This window comes from Variovorax sp. MSC1_012 (assembly GCF_023667525.1).
GTDB classification, from domain to species: domain Bacteria; phylum Pseudomonadota; class Gammaproteobacteria; order Burkholderiales; family Burkholderiaceae_C; genus Variovorax; species Variovorax beijingensis_B.
This window is the reverse complement of sequence record NZ_JAMOZJ020000002.1, coordinates 347,358-365,694: the sequence shown is the minus strand read 5'-3', so window position 1 is coordinate 365,694 and position 18,337 is coordinate 347,358. Positions and strand designations below refer to the sequence as shown.

The following is an 18,337-nucleotide window of genomic DNA, read 5'->3' as shown; positions in this document are numbered from 1 at the left end:
ACGCCTTTTCTGCCAAGTGCCGAGAGGGCATATCAGGAATGCATAGGCACCCGCCATTTTCCTATTTGACCGGATTCGGGCTGGCTGCCGATACTGGCCGCATGAAATCAAAAGTCAGCCGACGCCTCACCGAAGGCACCGCCGCGGAAGTGACCGAGAACATCTACGGCCCACGCCTGGCCAAGGATTTTCCGGCGGTGTTCGAGCATTTGAACGACGTGAACCAGGCGCACCTGCTGATGCTGCGCGACGTGGATCTGATCCCGGCGGAAGAGGCGGCCCAGCTGGCTGCCGCGCTCGGGAAGATCGAGACCGAAGGCATGGCCGAAGTGCCGCTCGATCCGTCGATCGAGGACGCGTACTTCAACTACGAGGCCTACCTGATGGAAGTGGCGGGCAGCCACGTCGGCGGCTATCTGCACATGGCGCGCAGCCGCAACGACATCCTCGCCACCATGGACCGCATGCGGGCACGCGAGATGGCGCTCCAGCTCATCGACGCGCTGGGCACCGTGCGGCGTTCGGCGCTCGAAGGTGCGCGCCTTCATGGCGAGACGGTCATGCCCGGCTATACGCACCTGCAGCCCGCGCAGCCCATCACCTACGGCTTCTATCTCTGCGCCATTGCCGAGGCGCTGTCGCGCGACATCGAGCGGGTGCGGCAGGTCGAACGCATCATCGACCTTTGCCCGCTGGGCGCTTGTGCACTCGCGGGCACCTCGTTCCCCATCGATCGCGAGGCGACGGCTCGCATGCTGGGCTTCGCAGGTGTCGTGCCAAATGCGCTCGATGCCGTGGCCTCGCGCGACTTCGCAATGGAGCTGCTCTCGGCCATGGCGATCTGCGCGGTGGGCTGGAGCCGGTTCGCGCAGGACTACTTCGTCTGGTGCACCCATGAGTTCGGGCTGATCGATTTTCCGGACCGCGTCGCGGGCACCTCGAGCATCATGCCGCAGAAGAAAAACCCGGTGGTGCTCGAGTACCTCAAGGGAAAGGCCGGCCACCTGCTCGGATTGCTCGGCGCGTCGCTGTCCACCATCAAGGGCGTCAATTTCAGCCACACCGGCGACGGCAACCGCGAAGGCATGCGCAGCTTCTGGGAAGCCGGCGAAGAATGCCTGCGCAGCCTGCGGCTGCTTGACCTGGTGGTGCGCAGCGCCACGCCCAATGCCGAAGGCATGCTGCGCCGCGTGCGCAGGGATTTCAGCTCCGCAACCGACCTGGCCGACCTGATGGTCCGCAAATGCGGGCTGTCCTTCAGGGAATCGCACCACGTGGTGGGCGCCGTCGTGCGCCAGGCGATGGACCGGTCGCTGGGCGCCGATGAAGTCGACCTTGCCATGGTGAATGCCGCGGCGTCCGAGCAGCTCGGCGCGCCGCTGGACCTGAGCGAGGAAGAGGTGCGCGCGAGCCTCGACCCGCTCGCCAGCGTGGCCGGCCGCGTGGTTGTGGGCGGTCCGGCACCGTCGCGCCTGAAGGAGCGCATCTCGCAACTCGAAGCGATTGCTGCCGCCGACCAGGCGGCGAACGACGCGCGCAGGAACAGGTTCACCGAGGCCAGGCAAGGCCTCAAGACAAGCATCCGGAGACTCGCCCTTTCGACGACGGTACAGCGCCAGCCCGAGACGGTTGGCTGAAATTCAACCAAGGAACAGACATGGGTTTTTTCAGGTTCATTCCGGCCTTTTTCGTCATGGCCGCGGCCGCGAGCCAGGGCTTCGCACAGGATCTGCCGCCTTCGCCGATGCGGCTGCTCGTCGGCTTTGCACCGGGCGGCGGCAACGACGTGATCGCGCGCACCGTGGCCACGCAGTTCCAGCTGCAGACCAAGGAAACGATGGTGGTCGAAAACAAGCCGGGCGGCGGCAGCACGGTGGCCACTGGAGAAATGGCGCGCGCCAAGCCCAACGGCCAGACCCTGCTGCTCGGTTCGGTCGGCGGGCAGGCCATTGCGCCTTCCATCTACAGCAAGCTGCCGTATGACCCGATCAAGGGCGTGCAGGCCGTGTCGCTGGTCGCAAAGTCGGCCAATGCGCTGGTCGTGAACGACGCGCTGCCCGTGCGTTCCGTGCGCGAGCTGATCGCCTATGCGAAGGCGCATCCCGGCGAACTCAACGTCACCTCGCCGGGCAACGGCACCATTTCGCACCTGGCGGCCGAACTCTTCAAGAACATGGCGGGCGTGTTCATCACGCACATTCCCTACCGCGGCGATGCCCCCGCCATGCAGGACGTGATGGCCGGGCAGGCGCAGGTCACCTTCGCCAGCCTGCCGTCGGCGCGCGCGGGCGCCGACACGGGCAAGGTGCGCATCCTGGCCGTGACCAGCAGCAAGCGGGTCGATGCCCTGCCCAACGTGCCGACGGTCGCCGAATCGGGCCTGCCCGGCTACGAAGTGGTCTCGTGGTATGGCGTGTTCACCACCGGAGGAACACCCCAGCCGGTCGTCAACCGGCTCGCCAAGGAGATCGCGGCCGTGGTCGAAACCCCCGCCATCCGCGAGACCATCGGCAAGATGGGCATGGAGGCCAGCGCGCTCGGCCCGGCCGAATTCTCGAAGCTGGTCACTGCCGACTCGCAGAAATGGGACAAGGTGGTCAAGGCCGTGGGTGTGAAGCTCGATTGATCATCTGCGCAGTCGCATCGAAACCGAAAACCTGTCCGCCGGATGCACCGAGACTGAAATCTCGAACACCTCGCCCTGGGCATCGAAGTAGCGCCGGACGATCTTCAGCGCAGAAGAGCCGGCCTTGACCTGGAGCGATCGGGCCACGGCGCCGTCCTCCATGGTGACTGCCCGGACATCCTGGTGAATCTCGGCAATGTGCCGGCCGTAGCGCTCCTCGATGAGTGAGCTGATCAGCGTGTCGGGCGACGCCTTCACGAGGCCGGCGATGTTCGCGTAGTTCGGGTCGATGTACACGTCGGTCCACCCGATAGGCACCCCATCTTCGTTTCCCTCCATGCGCAGGCTCGAAATGCGCAGCCACGCTACGCCCTCGCCGCAACCCAGCTCGGTTGCCAGATCGCCGGTGGCGCTCACCGTCTCGATCGATTGCACGACGCGCACGTGCTCCGCGCCGAACTGAAGCAGATCGTCCACCGACGCCAATGACGGCCTGAAGCTGGCGCGCGGCTTTGCGGACTCGACGCGCGTGCCCACGTTCTTGCGCCGCGACACCAGGCCCATCTGCTGCAGCTCGGCCAGCGCGGCGCGCACGGTGTGCCGGCTGGTGCCGTAGTGCTTGCAGAGCTCGAGCTCGGTCGGCAGCAACGTACCCACAGCGAAATGCCCCGACGTGATGGCCTCGGTCAGGTGGCGCGCAATGTTGGAGAAATTGGCCTTCTGCGGCGCGGGTTCGAGGGTTGTGTTCATGACTTCAGGGTAAACCCCGTGTTGTAGTTATGTCCGGACATATAAAGTTGAATATGTCCGGACATATTGGTGTCCAACTTCAGCAAACCAGTATCCATGCCGATTCCTTCGCTCCCCATGGCCAGCACCGTGGTTGATTCCATCCTGTTCCGCGATGCATTCGGCACCCGGAAGATGCGTGAGATTTTCTCAGACAGCGCGCTGATCCAGCGCTACATCGATGCCGAAGTCGCCCTGGCCAAAGCCGAGGCCCGCTGCGGCGTCATTCCGCAAGAGGCTGCCGAAGCGATCGCACGCGAGTCCAGGATCGAGTGCATCGACTTCGACCACATGCGGGAAGAGACGGACATCGTCGGCTATCCGATCCTGCCGCTGGTGCACCAGCTGGCCGAGATGTGCGGGGAGGCAGGCCGCTACGTGCACTGGGGTGCGACGACGCAGGACATCATGGACACCGCTGTCGCCCTGCAGATGCGCGACGCACTCGACAGCGTTGAAGCCGACATCCGCGAGCTGCGCGGCATTCTGGCCGCGCTGGCGAGAAAGCATCGCGATACGCCGATGGCCGGCCGCACCCATCTGCAGCAAGCGCTGCCGGTGACCTTCGGCTACAAGGTAGCGATCTGGCTGGCGATGTTCGACCGGCACCAGCAGCGCTTGGCCGAACTGCGCCCACGCGTGGCCGTGGTCGAGTTCGCCGGCGCCGCCGGCACGCTGGCTTCCCTGGGCGACAAGGGCTTCGAAGTCCAGCAGGCGATGGCCGAGGAACTGGGACTCGGCGTACCCGCCACCACGTGGCATGTGGCGCGCGACGGCTTCGCGGAGGCGGTGAACCTGCTGGCACTCGTGACCGGCTCGCTCGGCAAGATCGCGCTCGACATCATGATCATGGCGTCGACGGAGTTCGCCGAGGTCTACGAACCCTTCGTGAAGGGACGCGGCGCATCGAGCACGATGCCGCAGAAGCGCAATCCGATCTCCAGCGAGTTGATGCTCGCGGCATCGAAAGCGGTGCGGCAGCACGCGGGCCTGATGGTCGATGCGATGGTGCAGGACTTCGAACGGGCCACCGGTCCCTGGCATGCCGAGTGGATCGCCATTCCCGAAAGCTTCATCCTGACCTCGGGTGCCTTGCACCAGGCGAAGTTCGCGCTCGGCGGACTGATCGTTGATGAAGCGCGCATGGCCCACAACCTGGGCATCAGCCGGGGATTGATCGTGGCCGAGGCCGTGATGATGGGCATGGCCCCGCACATTGGCCGCCAGCAGGCGCACGACGTGGTCTATGACGCCTGCCGCACCGTGAACGAGAAGGGCGGCACCCTGGCCGAGGCGCTGGCAGCCCTGCCGGAGGTCACCAAGCATTTCGACCGCGCCACCATCGATCGGCTCACCGATCCCGCCAACTACCTTGGCCTTGCGCCACAGATGGTGGACCGCGCGCTGGCGCTGTCTGCCGAAGCCGGCGCCTGAGGCGTCCGGAATTCGAATCAACCCAAGGAATCAAGATGAAGCCGACCTGGAAGTATGCCGTGCTGGCATTGGCGCTTGTCGCGGGTACCGCGCTGGCCCAGACCTATCCCGCCAAGCCTGTCACCTGGATCGTGCCGTTCGCGGCGGGTGGCCCGACCGATGCGCTGGCGCGCACCATCGCGGAACGCGTGGCCCGCGAGATCGGCCAGCCAATCGTCATCGACAACGCGCCCGGCGCGGGAGGAACCGTGGGCGCCGCCAAGGCAGCGCGAGCCGCACCGGATGGCTACACGATGCTCGTCGGCCACATGGGGTACATGGGCGCTGCGCCTGCGCTGTACAAGAAGCTGAACTACGACCCCGTGAAAGACTTCGCGCCGGTGTTCCGCTTCCCCGACACGCCGCTGGTGCTGATGGTGCGCAAGGAGCATCCGGCCAAGGACATCAAGGCGCTGGTCGAATTTGCCAAGGCCAATCCCGACAAGATGTTCATTAGCAACGCGGGCGTGGGTTCCAGCTCGCACCTGATCGCAGCGTTGTTCGCCTCCTCGGCCGGCATCAAGATTTCGCAGGTGCCTTACAAGGGAGCCGGACCGGCCCTGATCGACGTGATCGGCGGACAAGTCGACGGGATATTTGATCAAACCAATACCGCGCTGCCCCAGATCAGGGAAGCCAAGGTGCGGCCGCTGGCCGTGACGTCGAAGGTGCGTCTCACGCAATTGAAAGACGTCCCCACGCTGGCCGAGACCGTGCTGCCGAACTTCGAGGCCTCGACCTGGTATGGAATCTACGCGCCGAAGGGCACGCCGCAGGCGGTGCTCGACAAGGTACAGGCGGCCTACCAGAAGGTCATGACGGACAAGGCGTTCACCGACCGCATGGCGGAGCAGGCCATCCAGTTGCTGCCGGCCGAGCAGTACACCGGCGCGGCGCTGGCCAGGCACACCCAGAGCGAGGTCGCTCGCTGGAAGGCCGTGGCGGCCAAGGCAAATATCTCTCTGGATTGACCATGCGCAGCAGCACTCGCTTCGAGGGCGATGCATTCGGTCCGGTCGAGATTGCCGCTGATCGCTATTGGGGCGCGCAGACACAGCGCGCGCTCGGCGTGTTCGACATCGGCGAAGAGCGCTTTCCGTCCTGCCTGATCCACGCCTTCGGATTGCAGAAGATGGCGGCGGCCCGTGCGAACCTGCGGTGCGGCGCCCTCGACCCGGCGCTGGCGGAGCCTGTTGTTGCAGCGGCCAGCGAGCTGCGCGACGGGCGCTTCGACGCGCATTTTCCGCTGACCGTCTGGCAGACAGGCTCCGGTACGCAAACCAACATGAATGCGAACGAGGTGATCGCGAACCGGGCGAATGAAATGCTCGGACAGCCACTGGGCAGCAAATCTCCGGTGCATCCCAACGACCACGTCAACGCCTCCCAATCTTCGAACGATAGCTTCCCGACGGTGATGCATCTGGTCACGGTGCTGGAACTCGAGGAGCGGCTGAAGCCGTCGCTCGTCCTTCTGCAGGACAGCCTGCGCGAGCGCGCCAATGCCTTTGCCGACGTCCTGAAGATCGCGCGCACCCACCTGATGGACGCCGTCCCCATGACGATGGGACAGGCGTTCGACACCTTTGCCCGCCAGGTCGCGCACGGGATCGATCGGATCGACGCCACGATGCCGCGGCTCCTGTCGCTGCCGCAGGGCGGAACCGCGGCCGGCACCGGCTTGAATGCGCCGCCCGGTTTCGACGTGTTCTTCTGCGAGGAGATCCGTGCGCTCACGGGGCGGAAATTCTCGCCCAATCCGTCGAAGTTCGAGGGCATGGCGGCCCACGATGCCCTGGTTGAAGTGTCCGGCGCACTCAACGTGATTGCGACTTCGTTGATCAAGGTGGCCAACGACGTGCGCTGGCTCGGGTCCGGTCCGCGGTGCGGCCTGGGGGAACTGAAGATTCCGGACGACGGCCTGACGAGTTCGATCATGCCGGGCAAGCGCAATCCGACGATCGCGGAGGTGTTGGTGCAAGCCTGCATGCAGGTCGTCGGAAATCACGCGACCATCACCATGGCCAACGCCTCAGGCAACTTCGAGCTCAACGTGGCCAAGCCCGTGCTGATTGCCAATCTGCTCCAATCGATCCGGGTGCTTGCGGACGCATCGCGCGTATTTGCCCTTCGGCTGGTCCAGGAGGTCGAGGTGAACAGTGTGCAACTGGCCCGCAATGTCGAGAACGCATTGCTGCTGGTGACGGCGTTGAATCCGGTCCTTGGCTACGACAAGGTCGCGCGGATCACCTCCGCGGCGCTCGAGCAGGGAATCACGCCGCGTGCGGCAGCGCTGTCGCTCGGATTGCTGGACGAAGCAACTTACGACCGGCTCGTGGATGCCCGCACGCTGGCCGGGAGCCCAGAGCATTCGCGAGGGAATCTCAGCGGGGGGTCATGAAAGCCCATCACGCCACGCCTTCAGGATCATCGTCTCGATGTCGTGCACTTCGCGCTCGACGGCCGCAGCCACGGCCTCGCGGTATGGCGGCATGTTCGTGCATTCGAGCACGATGCGCTCGATGGAAGGGCAGGCTTGCACCAAGTGCACTGCTGCTTCGACGACATTGCGCTGCGCCTCGGCAAGATCGAGCACGGTGTCGTTGTCCAGGATGCGGCGATGGAATTCGCAGCCCGGGCGCACGCCCATGATAGGTGTCCCCGCGGGCACGCCGGCAGCCTGCAGGATCCGCGGCGTCAGCGATTGCGCATCGAAGGTAACGATGCCCGGCCGGACGCAGTGCCGCACCTGCAGCAGGCTCGAGGTCAGCACCGGCACCGGAACCGCCTGGGAAAGTACGTCCTGGTACGCGGCCAGGAAGCCGCAGCTGGTGGTGATCATCGACGCACCTTCCGCAACCAGCCGCACCGCGGCGTCGACGAAAGGCTGGACCAGGCGCGGATCGGCTTCCTTGACGATGCGTCGGGGCGATGCACCTTCCACCGTGAGAAAGCGCACCGGGATGCCGGCCCGCGCATAGGTCTGCGGATTGCCGACATCGCCCGGCGGCCGTGGAAAGCGCGTGTCGAGCATGAGTACACCGAGAAAGCCAGGCGCAGCAGCGTTCATGTCGGAGTCAACTCAGGAGACCGAGGGAAGGGCGCTGCGGCGATCGATCTTCCGGCTCAGGACGATGGAGGTCTGCGTCTGGTTGATGCCGTCCAGTTGGCCGAGCTGGTCCAGCAGGACATCGAGCTTTTCGGGCGTGTCGCAGCGCAGGAAGACCATGTAGTCGAACTGGCCGCTCACGGCCGAGAGCTCCTCCACTTCGGGCACGCGCTCGAGCGCCCGGATCACGGCAGGAGCATTCTTCGCATTGACGCTGAGGCCGCAGATCGCGCGAACGGCCGCATGTTCGAGCTGGTGCCCCAGGCGCACGCCGTAGCCCGCCACGATGCCCTCGCGCTCGAGCCGGGCAATGCGCGCGACCACGGTGGTGCGCGCGATGTTGAGCTTTCGCGCCAGGTTGGCGGCGGGCTCCCTGGCGTTGGCCTGGAGCAGGCTCAGCAGGTGGCGGTCGAGGTCGTCAAGTCTTCCATCCATCGGGCAGCCTCGTGAAAGTGGGAATCGTGCGGCATGCTAAAGCACTGCGCACACGAGGCTGCCTGATCATGGCGCCCGCGGAGTCGCAAGGCGCTCAGGCTTCGGCGAGTTCCTGCTGCGAAGGGCGGGACGCGGTCACGCCGAGCCCCTGATAGTAGTGGCCCACGCGCGTCGAGAGAAACTGCTCGAGCGGCACCTGCTCCTGCCCGACGAAGCCGGCGCGGGGCAGCTTGCCCTGCAGCAGCAGCTCGAACACGCCGACCACGCCCGCCGCGGTGGTGAGCTCGATCGCGGTGCGGTCCTTGCCGCGAAGCCTGGCGCCGAACACGCGGCCCAGGCGGGTTTCCTGCTCGAAGCGGCCGCCGCGCATGCCCGAGGCCGAGGCGAACACGATGACCACGTCTTCGCGGCTGTGCGGCACCGCATGTTCGAGCACCTGGCGCAGCAGGTCGCGGCGTTCGATCAGGCGCAGGTCGTGCAAGAGGAAGTTCATCGCATCGCGATGGCCCGGATAGCGGATGGTCTTGTAGTCGAGGTTGCGCACCTTGCCGCGCAGCGTCTCGCACAGCGTGCCCAGTCCGCCCGAGGTGTTGAAGGCCTCGAAGGCCTCCGCGTCGAGCGTGAAGGTCTCATGGCCCTCGAGCGCCTGCACCGACACGAGCTGGCCGTTCACGATCGCATCGCAGGCGTTGCAGTATTCGTTGATGACGCCGTCGATGCTCCAGGTGAAGTTGTAGCGAAGGCTGTTGGTGGCATTGCGCGTGAGCGCGCCGACACGCAGGCGCAGGTCGTAGAGCTCGTCGAAGTGCCCCGCGAGGTGGCCGCCGAGCATGCCGATCACGCCGGGCGCAAGTCCGCTTTGCGGCATCAGCACCGACGTGGCTTCGTCGGAAAGCTGGCGGATCGCATGCGTGGCCGCCACATCTTCCGTGAGGTCGAAATAGTGCACGCCCAACCGCGCCGCCTGCCTGGCGACGCGCGCGGCCAGGAAGAACGGCAGCGCGTTGATGACCACGGTGTGCGAAGCCAGTTCGCTGGCGAGCGCCGCCTCGTCCTCCACGTTCAATGTGATCTGCCGCACCAGCGGATCGCTGGACGGCTGGCCGGCGCGCTGGTCGGCCAGCGTCACGGGAATGCGGTGGTATTCGGCGATCATGTCCGCCACTGTGCTGCCCACCTTGCCCGCGCCCAGCACCAGAACATTCTTGACGTGTAGCTTCGACATTTTTTTCTCCAGAAAGGAGCTATGGCTCCGTAGAGAAAATGTAGAAGCGAAGGCTGGCAGGCGGTAGAGAGCAGAACGTCGAAGGCGGCAGTCTTCTCGACGTTTCGACGAAGCCGCGTGACGTTTCGGAGGACTCAGGCTCCGCGCCGCCCGCGGTGCAGCATCAATCCCGGCGCGTCCAGCTGCGCCATCAGAATGTTCCCATGGGTCGAATCAGTCACGTAGAGTGTGCTGCGGTCCTTGCCGCCGAAGGCAAGGTTGGTCGTGGAAGCCCCCGCCGGTCCCCGAAGCACGACGACCGGCTCGGCACGGGCGTTCAGCAGCCAGACGTAGCCCAGGCCCGGGTTGGCGACGATCACGCGCCCTTTTGCATCGACCGCCAGCCCGTCAGGCCCGCTCGGGCCGTACGAGGTGAAGAACTGGCTCACCTTGGCGACGCTGCCGTCGGCCAGCAGCGGCACGCGCCACACGCAGTTGCCGCGCGTCACCGCGAGGTAGAGCAGCCTGCCGTCGGGCGAGAGCGCCACGCCGTTTGGGCTGGGCACGTTGCCCAGCAGCAGGTCGAGCTGGCCGTCCGGACGCAGCCGGTAGAGGCGGCCCGTGGGATCGTGCAGCCCGGTCTGGCCCTGGTCCGTGAAGTAGATGTTTCCCTGCGCGTCCAGCACCAGGTCGTTCACGCCCTTGAAGCGCTCGGTGTTGCGCCGCTGCAGGTGAGGCGTGACGGCGCCCGTGCGCACGTCGACGCGCATCAGGCCGTTCTTGTAGTCGGTGACCAGCAGCGTGTGCGCGTCCAGGAACTTCATGCCGTTCGGCTCGCCGTCGTATTCGGCCACCGAGGTCCACACGCCGGCCGGGTCGATGCGGAAGATGCGGCCGAACGGGATGTCCACCACGTAGAGATTGCCGGCCTCGTCGAACACCGGCCCCTCGAGAAAGGAGTCGGTGGCCTGGCCGCCCCGGTTGGCGTCGGCCCAGGCGCTGGGTTCGCGCCGGCGCAAGGCATCAGGCATGCGCGTGAACACTTCGAGGTCTCGAACTTCGGGAGGCTGAAGAAGGAACAAGGGAAGTCTCCGTCGCGGCACAGGCGCCGCAATCAGGGTTTGCCGAAACCGTAGAGCCCTGCGGGGTTGTCGACGAGGATACGGTCCATCACGCCGTCGTCGCCGCACCAGGCGCGCAGCACGTTCAGCAGGCCGGCGTCGTCGACCGTGCCCGGTGCCTCGGTGGTGTGAGGCCAGTCGCTGCCCCAGAGCACGCGCTCCGGCGCGGCCTGCACCAGCGCACGTCCCAGCGCATGGGCGTCGCCATAGGCCGGCGCACCCTCTCGCGAGCGCATGTAGACGCCCGACAGCTTGACCCAGGTGTTGCCCCTGTCGAGCAGCCGGCGCAGCGTGGCGAAGGCCGCGCCGGCCGGCCCTTCGACGGGATCGATGCGCGCCATGTGGTCGATCACGAGCGAGGTCGGCAAGGCCTCGAGCAACGGCGCCAGTTCGACCAGCTGCCCGGGGTGGACGAAGACCTGGATGTGCCATCCCAGGCGCGCCGCCTTGCGCGCGAGCGTCGTCAGCATGTCCGGCGTAGTGGCGCCCCAGGATTGCGGCGTCACGAAGTTCACGCGCAATCCGCACACCCGCTGCGCCGCGAGGCACTCGAGCTGCGCATCGTCCACCTCGGCGCCGACCACTGCGACGCCGCGCGCGCTCGCCCCGAGCTGCGCCAGCGCGTCGAGCATGCAGGCGTTGTCGGTGCCATAGGTCGATGGGTTCACCACGACAGTGCGCGACGTGCCCAGCCGCTCCTGGAGCTGGCGATAGGCGGCGACCTCGGCGCGGGGTGGCTGCCGCTTCCAGTGCCGCGAGGGTGCGAACCTCGGATCGAAGATGTGCATGTGGCTGTCGCAGGCACCGGCGGGCAGCCTGCGGGACGGTTGCTCGAGCCCGACCGAATGCGGCACGGGATGCCTGAGCGGAAGATCGGCCATCGACGGATCAGTCGAGCTTGATCTGACCCTTGCGGATCACCTCGGCCCATTTCGCGTCTTCCTTCTTCAGGAAGGCTGCGAACTCGGCCGGTGTGGAACCGACGGCCTGCACGCCGACGTCGGTAAAGCGCTGCTTCACCTCGTCTTCCTTCAGCACCTCGACCAGCGCCTTGTGCAGCTTGGCGGCTACGGGCTCGGGCGTGCCGGCCGGCAGCAGCAGGCCGTTCCACTCGAAGGCCTCGTAGCCCGGCACGACCGATTCGGCCACCGTCGGCACGTCCGGCAGGCGTTTGGAGCGCTCGGGCGACGAGACCGCGAGAGCCCGCAGCTTGCCCGAGGAAACCAGCGGATAGGACGCCGCGATGGTGCTGAACATGAAGTCGACCTGGCCACCGGTCACATCGACGATGGCGGGTCCGCCGCTCTTGTAGCCGACGTGCACCATGTCGAGGTCGAGCCGCTGGCGCAACAGCTCCGCCGCCAGCCGCTGCACCGTGCCGCTGCCGCCGGAGGCGAAATTCAGCTTGCCCGGTGCGGCCTTGGCCTTGGCGACCAGGTCCTTCACGTCCTTGATCGGAGACTCGGCCCTGACGATGAGGATGTTCGGCGCCAGCGAGACCAGCGTCAGCGGCTGCAGCGCATTGGCCGCATACGGCATGCGCGGGAACAGGTGCGGATTGATGGAGTAGGGCGTGGCGTCGTAGAGCACGGTGTAGCCGTCGGCCGGGGCCTTGGCGGCAAAGCTCGCGCCGATGGTCCCGCTCGCGCCGGGGCGGTTGTCGACGATCACGCTGGTGCCCAGCTTCGCGCCCATGCGCACGGCGAGCACGCGCGCCAGCGCATCGGCCGAGCCGCCGGGCGCGTAGGGGACGACCAGGGTGATCGGCCGCTCGGGAAAGGCGGCATGCGCCGAGGCTGCAGCCAGGAAGCAGATCGCCAGCACGCGGCGGATGATGGTTTTCATTTGTCGTCTCGATGAATGGTTGGGTAGACAGGAGCAAGAGCGCAGCGCACCCACTCACTCTGCTTTCAGGTCGAGGGCGCGCGCGAGCTCGCCATAGGCTTTCACTTCGTTGGCGAGTTGCGCGCCGAACTCGCCGGCACAGGTGCTCCGCGCTTCCATTCCGAGCATCCGAAGCTTCTCCACCGTCGCGGGCGCGTTGGCAAACTCGGTCGCCATGCGCCTTAGCGCGGCCAGGACCTGCGGCGGCGTTTGCGCCGGCGCCAGCAGGCCGTACCAGGCGTCGGCGGCGTAGCCCTGGATGCCGGCCTCCTCGAAGGTCGGCACGCCCGGTAGCAGTGCCGAACGCCTGGGCGCAGCGACAGCGAGTGCGCGCAGCTTGCCGGCCTGCACCTGCGGGAGGACCGACCCCAGGGTTGCGAAGGAACTGTCCACCTGTCCGCCCATCAGGTCGGTCATGGCCTGGGCTGCGCCCTTGTAGGGAATGTGGTTCATCGACGTGCCGGTCAGCCGCGTGAACTGTTCGCTCGCGAAATGACCGGAGCTGCCGCTTCCCGGTGTGGCATAGGTGCGCTTGCCGGGCGCTGCCTTCACCTCCCGCAGAAACTCGCTGACCGTGTTGGCGGCCATCGTCGGCCCGACCACCAGCACCGTCGGACTCACTGCCAGCGAGCACACCGGGGCGAACGAATGGACCGCGTCGAATTTCACCCGATGGCTGTAGAGCGCCGGGATCATCGTGTGGTTGGTCGCGCCCAGCAGCAAGGTGTAGCCATCCGGTGCGGCTGCGGCTACGGCTTCCGCCGCCAGGATCGTGTTGGCGCCCGGCTTGTTGTCGACCACGAAAGGCTGGCCGAGCGCGCGCACGGCATGCTCGGCGAATGCGCGCGCGATGGCGTCGGTGGGGCCGCCCGCGGAAAAGCCCACAAGGATTCGTACCGGCTTGGCGGGCCAGGCGGTCTGTGCAGCGGCGGGCAGTGCCGTGCACAGCCCCACCGAAACGGCCAGCGACACCGTCGTCAGATAGATCTTCATGGCTTGTCTCTCGTTGTTGGAAGCTGCGGCGCGTTTGTCAGGCATGCGTTCGGCGGACGCGGAGCCGCCGAAGTTCAGTTCGTGGCCGGCTGTCGTGCGAGCACCTGCAACACGTTGTTCGCCGCGCCGACGCCCATGTTCACATAGGCATCGCCGGTCACGCCGCCGATGTGCGGGCTCAGCACGAAGTTCTTCTCGCCCTGGAAAGGGTGGCCCGCAGCCATCGGCTCCACCGCGAAACTGTCCAGGCCCGCCATGCCCACCTGGCCCGAACGCACTGCGGCCAGCAGCGCCGCCTCGTCGACGAGGCCGCCGCGCGCGGTGTTGACCAGGATCACGCCGCGCCTGCACCGGGCCAGCGTGCGGGTGCTGACCAGGCCGCGGTTGTCTTCCGTCAGCGGGCAGTGCAGCGAGATCGCATCGGACTCGCGCCAGATCGTCGGCAGGTCGACGGCCGTCACATGGGGCGGAAGATTCGCGGCATAGGGATCGAAGCCGATGACGCGCATGCCCAGCGCATCGGCCATGCGGGCAAAGCGCAGTCCGATCGCACCCAGGCCGATCAGCCCGATGGTGCGGCCGCCGAGTTCGAGGCTCTTGTGCGTGGCCTTGTCCCAGTGACCGGCATGCATGCGCGCATCGAGCTGCACCACGGACTTGGCGCAGGCCAGCAGCAGGGCCAGCGCCTGCTCGGCCACCGCGGCGGCGTTCGCGCCCACGGCCGCGACCACCTCGATGCCGCGCGCCTGGGCCGCAATCTTGTCGATGGTGTCGGTGCCGCTGCCGTGCTTGGAGATCACGCGCAACGAGGGCGCCGCATCCATCACAACGGCGCCGACCTTGCCGTAGCGCACGATGATGGCGACGGGGTCATGCGCGCGGCACAGCGCCACCAGGTCGTCCTCGGTCGGGGCCTTGCCGGCATAGACGATTTCGTGGCCCTCGAGCAGCGCGATGGCCTGCGGCGCCAGGTCGGCGCCGGTCACCAGGATGGTGCTCACAGGGCCTCTCCTTCCTTGAGCACGCCGGCCGCGCGCAGCGCGCCGTTCAACCACTTGGCCGCGGTGTCGCCCTCCTTGATGGCGGCAATGCGCGCGGCCTCGTCGCTGACCTTGCGGGCCGCTGCGGGCAGCAGCGTCTCGATCTTCTCGCGCTCGACGACCACCACGCCGTCGCCGTCGGCGATCACGAAGTCGCCGGGGCGCACCGTGACATCGCCGACCGAAACCGGATGGCCGATGCGCCCCGCGATGTTCTTGGTCGGGCCGTTCGGGTTGGTGCCCACGCAGAACACGGGAAAGTTCATCTCGTCGATCTCGAGGCTGTCGCGGCAGGCGCCGTCCATCACCACGCCCGCGATGCCGAGCTTCTGGCAGGCCGTCATCATGATGGTGCCCATGAGCGCCGAGCCCTGGTCGCCCTTGCCGTCGATCACCAGCACATCGCCGGGCCTGGCCATCGCGATGGCGGCGTGAACCATGAGGTTGTCGCCGGGACGCACCTCCACCGTGAAGGCGGGGCCGGCGAGTTTCATGCGAGGGCGCAGCGCCTTGATGCGTCCGTGCATCGCGCCTCGGCGGCCGGCCACGTCGGCCAGGATGGCGGGCTGGAATTGCGCGGCCTGCGCCACGATGTGCGCGGGTACGCGCTCGAAATCGCGAATGATGTCGGGAGGGTTGGAGGACATGGGTTTTCTTTCGGGAATGGAAAAGGTGTGGGTGGACGGACTCAGTCCATCCGGACGCCGGCGTCCTTGATGACCCGGCCCCACTTGGCGAGGTCGGCTTTCTGGGTGTCGGCAAGCTGCTGCGGCGTGCTGCCGACCAGCGTGATGCCGAGCCGGTCGGCCATGGCGGCAAGCTCGGCGTCTTTCAGGACCTGCACGATCTCCTGGTTGAGGCGCTGCACCACCGCTGCGGGCGTGCCGGCGGGGGCATAGACCGCCTGCCACTGCTCCACCACGAAGTCCTTGAAGCCCGCCTGGCCCATGGTCGGCACGTCGGGCAGGGCCTTGAGCCGCGCCGCCGAGGTCACGGCCAGTGCACGGAGCCGGCCGCCCTGGATGTGCGGCAGCGCCGCGGCCACTGGCGCGAACATGAAGCTCGCGTGGCCCGCGAGAACGTCCTGGAGGGCTGGCGTATCGCCCTTGTAGGGCACATGCGTCATGCGCACGCCGGTCTGCAAACGCAGCAGTTCGCCCTGCATCTGCAAGATGGTGCCGGTGCCGCCCGAGGCGAAAGACAATGCGCCGGGCTGGGCCTTGGCCTGCGCTACGAGTTCGCCCGCCGTGCGGAATGGCTGGCTGCTGCCGACCACCAGCACGTGCGGGATCGTTCCGATCAGCGCGACAGGCTCGAAGGCCTTGATCGGGTCGTACTGCATCTTCGGCACCAGGTTGGGCACGATGGCCTGCGGTCCGATCGAGGTTCCGAGCAGGGTGTAGCCGTCGGGCGCCGCCCTTGCGACGAAGGCGGAGCCGATGGTGCCCGTGGCACCAGCCTTGTTGTCGACGATCAGCGTTGTGCCGAGCGACGCGCCCAGGCGCAAGGCAATCGCGCGGCCCAGGATATCCGTCGTGCCCCCCGGCGGATAGGGCACCACCCATGTCATGGGCCGGCCGGCCGGCCAATCGCCTTGCGCCTTGGCTGGGGCTGTTGCAATGGCCAGAAGCGACAGGGCGATGGCGGCAAGTGCGCGCCGGCGGAACAGGGTCATGATTGTCCCTTGTGGAGAGCGAGATCGAAGCCGTAGAGCACGGCCGGGTTGTCGACCAGCACGCGCCGCAGGGCCGCCGCGTCGCCGGCCCACTGCGCGAGCAGTTCCATCTGTCGGGCGTCGTCGGGCAGCGGTTGATGGCCCGCAGTGGCCGACGCATGGGGCCAGTCGCTTCCCCATACGACGCGCTCGGGAGCGGCCTGCAGGTAGCCGCGCGCCAGCGGCGCGACGTCGGCATAGGCCGGCGGGCCGGCTTCGCTCACGATGTAGCCGCCCGACAGCTTCACCCAGGCGCGGCCTGCGTCGAGCAGGCGATGGATCAGCCGATGGGCCGGATGCCGTCGTGCAAGCGACGGCGGGATGCGCCCCAGATGGTCGAAGACGAGGTGGACCGGCAATTGCAAGAGCCGGCTTTCGAGTGCAGCCAGCACGTCCGGCGCAGCCAGCAGTTGGAGGTGCCATCCGTACGGCGCTGCGCGCGCCGCCAGCGCTTCGAGTTGCTGCGGCGAATTCGCGACCCCCAGCGAGAGGTTGAGGCGAATGCCACGCACACCCGCGGCATGCAGCATCTGGAGTTCCGCATCGCCGGCGAATTCGTCGATCACGGCGACGCCACGCGAACCTTCGCCGTAGCCGGCCAGCGCCTGGCACGTCAGGCGGTTGTCGGTGCCGTAGGTCGATGGCGTCACGAACACCACCCGTTCGGTCCCGGTGCGCTGCTGCAGTTGCCGATAGTCGGCGAGGCTCGCGTCCGGTGGCATGAGTCGTGCGCCCGGCACGGCGGGAACGCGCCCGTCGTACACGTGCACGTGGCAATCGCATGCGCCGGCGGGCACGCGGACCTGCGTGCGGCCTTGTCCCGCAGAGAACGGTGCCGTCACCTTCTCTTCATCCAGCGTCTGCATGGCGAGCCTCGATCCGCGGCGGCTTGCGGTCAATCGACCTTGGCGCCCGAGTCCTTGACGACCTTGCCCCAGCGCACGGTTTCTTCGCGGATGTAGGCGCCGAACTCTTCCGGCGTGCTGCCCTTCACCTCGGCGCCCTGGCTCGCGAGCTTGCGCTTGACCTCGGGGTCCTGCAGCGCCTTGTTGAACGCCGCGTTGAGCTTGGCGACCATGTCCTTCGGCAGGCCGGCCGGGCCCGCGACGCCGAACCATGTCGCGGCCTCGAAGCCCTTGTAGCCCGACTCGTCCACCGTCGGCGCATCCGGCAGGTCGGTGGTGCGCTTGCGCGAGGTGACGACGATCGGGCGCATCTTGCCGTTCTTGATGTGCCCGATCAGCGTCGGCACCGAGGACATGTACATCTGGACCTGGCCGCCGATCAGGTCGGTCGACCCTTGCGCGGCGCCCTTGTAGGGCACATGCGTGAACCGGACGTTGGCGGTCTTCTGGAAGAGCTCGGTCGCCAGGTGCGCCACCGTGCCGCTGCCCGAGCTTGCATAGTTGAGCGCCTCGGGCCTGGCCTTGGCCGCGGCCACCAGGTCGGCCAGTGTCTTGTACGGCGAATCGGCCGCCACCACCAGCACCAGCGGCGCGCTGGCAACGAGGCCGATCGGTGTCAGGTCCTTTTCCGGGTTGTAGGGCAGCTTCGCGTAGAGCGTGGGATTGATCGCCAGGTTGCTGGTCTGGCCGAGCACCAGCGTGTAGCCGTCGGGCGCGGCCTTGGCGGCCGCATCGACCCCGAGGTTGCCGCCCGAGCCGGGCTTGTTGTCGATGACGATCGACCAGCCGTTGCTGGTGGCGACCTTGTTGGCGACCTCACGCGCAATCAGGTCGGTGCCGCCGCCGGCCGGGAACGGCACGATCAGCCGGATCGGCCGCGAAGGATACGAGGCCTGCGCAAGAACACCGGCGGGCGCGAGGAGGGTGACGCCGGCAACCAGGCTTGCGGCGGCAATGGCGAGACGACGCGAAGCGCCGGCACGAAGCGGGAAAGAGGGCATGAACTTGTCTCCAGTGGCCGAACTGCCCGGCCCTGTGAAGCGG

The 18,337-nt window shown here is 67.1% G+C and carries 18 protein-coding genes; 5 read left to right on the top strand and 13 right to left on the bottom strand.

The window, feature by feature from the left end:
* Positions 1-101: 101 nt before the first annotated feature.
* Together argH and L1081_RS27065 are read left to right on the top strand one after the other, a co-directional pair.
* Complete coding sequence (gene argH / locus L1081_RS27070) at positions 102-1,637, top strand: argininosuccinate lyase (protein WP_489417717.1); 1,536 nt, start codon at positions 102-104, stop codon at positions 1,635-1,637.
* Positions 1,638-1,657: 20 nt separating this feature from the next.
* The gene (locus tag L1081_RS27065; RefSeq protein ID WP_489417716.1) at positions 1,658-2,626 is read left to right on the top strand and encodes a tripartite tricarboxylate transporter substrate-binding protein; all 969 of its coding nucleotides are present in this window, start codon (positions 1,658-1,660) and stop codon (positions 2,624-2,626) included.
* Here L1081_RS27065 and L1081_RS27060 read toward each other — a convergent pair whose 3' ends face one another.
* Positions 2,627-3,376, bottom strand: coding sequence for a UTRA domain-containing protein (locus tag L1081_RS27060; RefSeq protein WP_489417715.1), 750 nt, complete (start codon positions 3,374-3,376; stop codon positions 2,627-2,629). It abuts the gene before it with no gap.
* A gap of 96 nt (positions 3,377-3,472) precedes the next feature.
* Between L1081_RS27060 and pcaB the strand changes: the two genes are divergently transcribed.
* The 3 genes from pcaB to L1081_RS27045 are packed head-to-tail and all read left to right on the top strand — an operon-like array spanning position 3,473 to position 7,289.
* Positions 3,473-4,849 (top strand): 3-carboxy-cis,cis-muconate cycloisomerase, encoded by a 1,377-nt coding sequence (pcaB, locus tag L1081_RS27055; protein WP_489417714.1) that lies wholly within the window; start codon positions 3,473-3,475, stop codon positions 4,847-4,849.
* A 35-nt stretch (positions 4,850-4,884) separates the two neighbouring features.
* Positions 4,885-5,859: a tripartite tricarboxylate transporter substrate-binding protein gene (locus L1081_RS27050; RefSeq protein WP_489417713.1), complete on the top strand. Its 975-nt coding sequence runs from the start codon at positions 4,885-4,887 to the stop codon at positions 5,857-5,859.
* 2 nt (positions 5,860-5,861) lie between these two features.
* Entirely contained in the window at positions 5,862-7,289 is a 1,428-nt protein-coding gene (locus tag L1081_RS27045; protein ID WP_489417712.1) for a lyase family protein, read from the top strand.
* Here L1081_RS27045 and L1081_RS27040 read toward each other — a convergent pair.
* From L1081_RS27040 to L1081_RS26985, 12 genes are all read right to left on the bottom strand, one after another.
* The gene (locus tag L1081_RS27040; protein ID WP_489417711.1) at positions 7,284-7,958 is read right to left on the bottom strand and encodes an aspartate/glutamate racemase family protein; all 675 of its coding nucleotides are present in this window, start codon (positions 7,956-7,958) and stop codon (positions 7,284-7,286) included. The two genes, L1081_RS27045 and L1081_RS27040, sit on opposite strands and share 6 nt — an antisense overlap.
* A gap of 12 nt (positions 7,959-7,970) precedes the next feature.
* Complete coding sequence (locus L1081_RS27035) at positions 7,971-8,432, bottom strand: Lrp/AsnC ligand binding domain-containing protein (RefSeq protein ID WP_489417710.1); 462 nt, start codon at positions 8,430-8,432, stop codon at positions 7,971-7,973.
* A gap of 94 nt (positions 8,433-8,526) precedes the next feature.
* A complete protein-coding gene (locus L1081_RS27030; protein ID WP_489417709.1) occupies positions 8,527-9,657 on the bottom strand; it encodes a saccharopine dehydrogenase C-terminal domain-containing protein in 1,131 nt (376 codons plus the stop codon).
* 134 nt (positions 9,658-9,791) lie between these two features.
* Complete coding sequence (locus L1081_RS27025; protein WP_489417708.1) at positions 9,792-10,718, bottom strand: SMP-30/gluconolactonase/LRE family protein; 927 nt, start codon at positions 10,716-10,718, stop codon at positions 9,792-9,794.
* Between the two features lie 32 nt (positions 10,719-10,750).
* The gene (locus L1081_RS27020) at positions 10,751-11,638 is read right to left on the bottom strand and encodes an amidohydrolase family protein (RefSeq protein WP_489417707.1); all 888 of its coding nucleotides are present in this window, start codon (positions 11,636-11,638) and stop codon (positions 10,751-10,753) included.
* Between the two features lie 7 nt (positions 11,639-11,645).
* Positions 11,646-12,602 (bottom strand): tripartite tricarboxylate transporter substrate-binding protein, encoded by a 957-nt coding sequence (locus tag L1081_RS27015; protein ID WP_489417706.1) that lies wholly within the window; start codon positions 12,600-12,602, stop codon positions 11,646-11,648.
* A 54-nt stretch (positions 12,603-12,656) separates the two neighbouring features.
* Positions 12,657-13,634 carry a tripartite tricarboxylate transporter substrate-binding protein gene (locus L1081_RS27010; protein ID WP_489417705.1) on the bottom strand — a complete coding sequence of 326 codons (978 nt, stop codon included), beginning with the start codon at positions 13,632-13,634 and terminating at the stop codon, positions 12,657-12,659.
* 74 nt (positions 13,635-13,708) lie between these two features.
* On the bottom strand, positions 13,709-14,635 hold the full coding sequence (locus L1081_RS27005; protein WP_489417704.1) for an NAD(P)-dependent oxidoreductase: 927 nt from the start codon (positions 14,633-14,635) through the stop codon (positions 13,709-13,711).
* A complete protein-coding gene (locus L1081_RS27000; RefSeq protein ID WP_489417703.1) occupies positions 14,632-15,321 on the bottom strand; it encodes an RraA family protein in 690 nt (229 codons plus the stop codon). The genes L1081_RS27005 and L1081_RS27000 overlap by 4 nt, the downstream gene beginning before the upstream one ends.
* A 41-nt stretch (positions 15,322-15,362) precedes the next feature.
* The gene (locus tag L1081_RS26995) at positions 15,363-16,349 is read right to left on the bottom strand and encodes a tripartite tricarboxylate transporter substrate-binding protein (protein ID WP_489417702.1); all 987 of its coding nucleotides are present in this window, start codon (positions 16,347-16,349) and stop codon (positions 15,363-15,365) included.
* Positions 16,346-17,254, bottom strand: coding sequence for an amidohydrolase family protein (locus L1081_RS26990; RefSeq protein WP_489417701.1), 909 nt, complete (start codon positions 17,252-17,254; stop codon positions 16,346-16,348). Before L1081_RS26990 ends, L1081_RS26995 begins: the two co-directional genes overlap by 4 nt.
* Positions 17,255-17,283: 29 nt before the next feature.
* Positions 17,284-18,294, bottom strand: coding sequence for a tripartite tricarboxylate transporter substrate-binding protein (locus L1081_RS26985; protein WP_489417700.1), 1,011 nt, complete (start codon positions 18,292-18,294; stop codon positions 17,284-17,286).
* Positions 18,295-18,337: the final 43 nt, after the last annotated feature.

What these genes read in the sequence shown, in the direction of transcription:
- L1081_RS27040 (WP_489417711.1), bottom strand. Translation starts at nt 7,958, where the DNA reads ATGAACGCTGCTGCGCCTGGCTTTCTCGGTGTACTCATGCTCGACACG.
- L1081_RS27050 (WP_489417713.1), top strand. Translation starts at nt 4,885, where the DNA reads ATGAAGCCGACCTGGAAGTATGCCGTGCTGGCATTGGCGCTTGTCGCG.
- L1081_RS26995 (WP_489417702.1), bottom strand. Translation starts at nt 16,349, where the DNA reads ATGACCCTGTTCCGCCGGCGCGCACTTGCCGCCATCGCCCTGTCGCTT.
- L1081_RS27060 (WP_489417715.1), bottom strand. Translation starts at nt 3,376, where the DNA reads ATGAACACAACCCTCGAACCCGCGCCGCAGAAGGCCAATTTCTCCAAC.
- L1081_RS27000 (WP_489417703.1), bottom strand. Translation starts at nt 15,321, where the DNA reads ATGTCCTCCAACCCTCCCGACATCATTCGCGATTTCGAGCGCGTACCC.
- L1081_RS27010 (WP_489417705.1), bottom strand. Translation starts at nt 13,634, where the DNA reads ATGAAGATCTATCTGACGACGGTGTCGCTGGCCGTTTCGGTGGGGCTG.
- L1081_RS27045 (WP_489417712.1), top strand. Translation starts at nt 5,862, where the DNA reads ATGCGCAGCAGCACTCGCTTCGAGGGCGATGCATTCGGTCCGGTCGAG.
- L1081_RS27030 (WP_489417709.1), bottom strand. Translation starts at nt 9,657, where the DNA reads ATGTCGAAGCTACACGTCAAGAATGTTCTGGTGCTGGGCGCGGGCAAG.
- L1081_RS27035 (WP_489417710.1), bottom strand. Translation starts at nt 8,432, where the DNA reads ATGGATGGAAGACTTGACGACCTCGACCGCCACCTGCTGAGCCTGCTC.
- L1081_RS27015 (WP_489417706.1), bottom strand. Translation starts at nt 12,602, where the DNA reads ATGAAAACCATCATCCGCCGCGTGCTGGCGATCTGCTTCCTGGCTGCA.
- L1081_RS27065 (WP_489417716.1), top strand. Translation starts at nt 1,658, where the DNA reads ATGGGTTTTTTCAGGTTCATTCCGGCCTTTTTCGTCATGGCCGCGGCC.
- pcaB (WP_489417714.1), top strand. Translation starts at nt 3,473, where the DNA reads ATGCCGATTCCTTCGCTCCCCATGGCCAGCACCGTGGTTGATTCCATC.
- argH (WP_489417717.1), top strand. Translation starts at nt 102, where the DNA reads ATGAAATCAAAAGTCAGCCGACGCCTCACCGAAGGCACCGCCGCGGAA.
- L1081_RS26990 (WP_489417701.1), bottom strand. Translation starts at nt 17,254, where the DNA reads ATGCAGACGCTGGATGAAGAGAAGGTGACGGCACCGTTCTCTGCGGGA.
- L1081_RS26985 (WP_489417700.1), bottom strand. Translation starts at nt 18,294, where the DNA reads ATGCCCTCTTTCCCGCTTCGTGCCGGCGCTTCGCGTCGTCTCGCCATT.
- L1081_RS27020 (WP_489417707.1), bottom strand. Translation starts at nt 11,638, where the DNA reads ATGGCCGATCTTCCGCTCAGGCATCCCGTGCCGCATTCGGTCGGGCTC.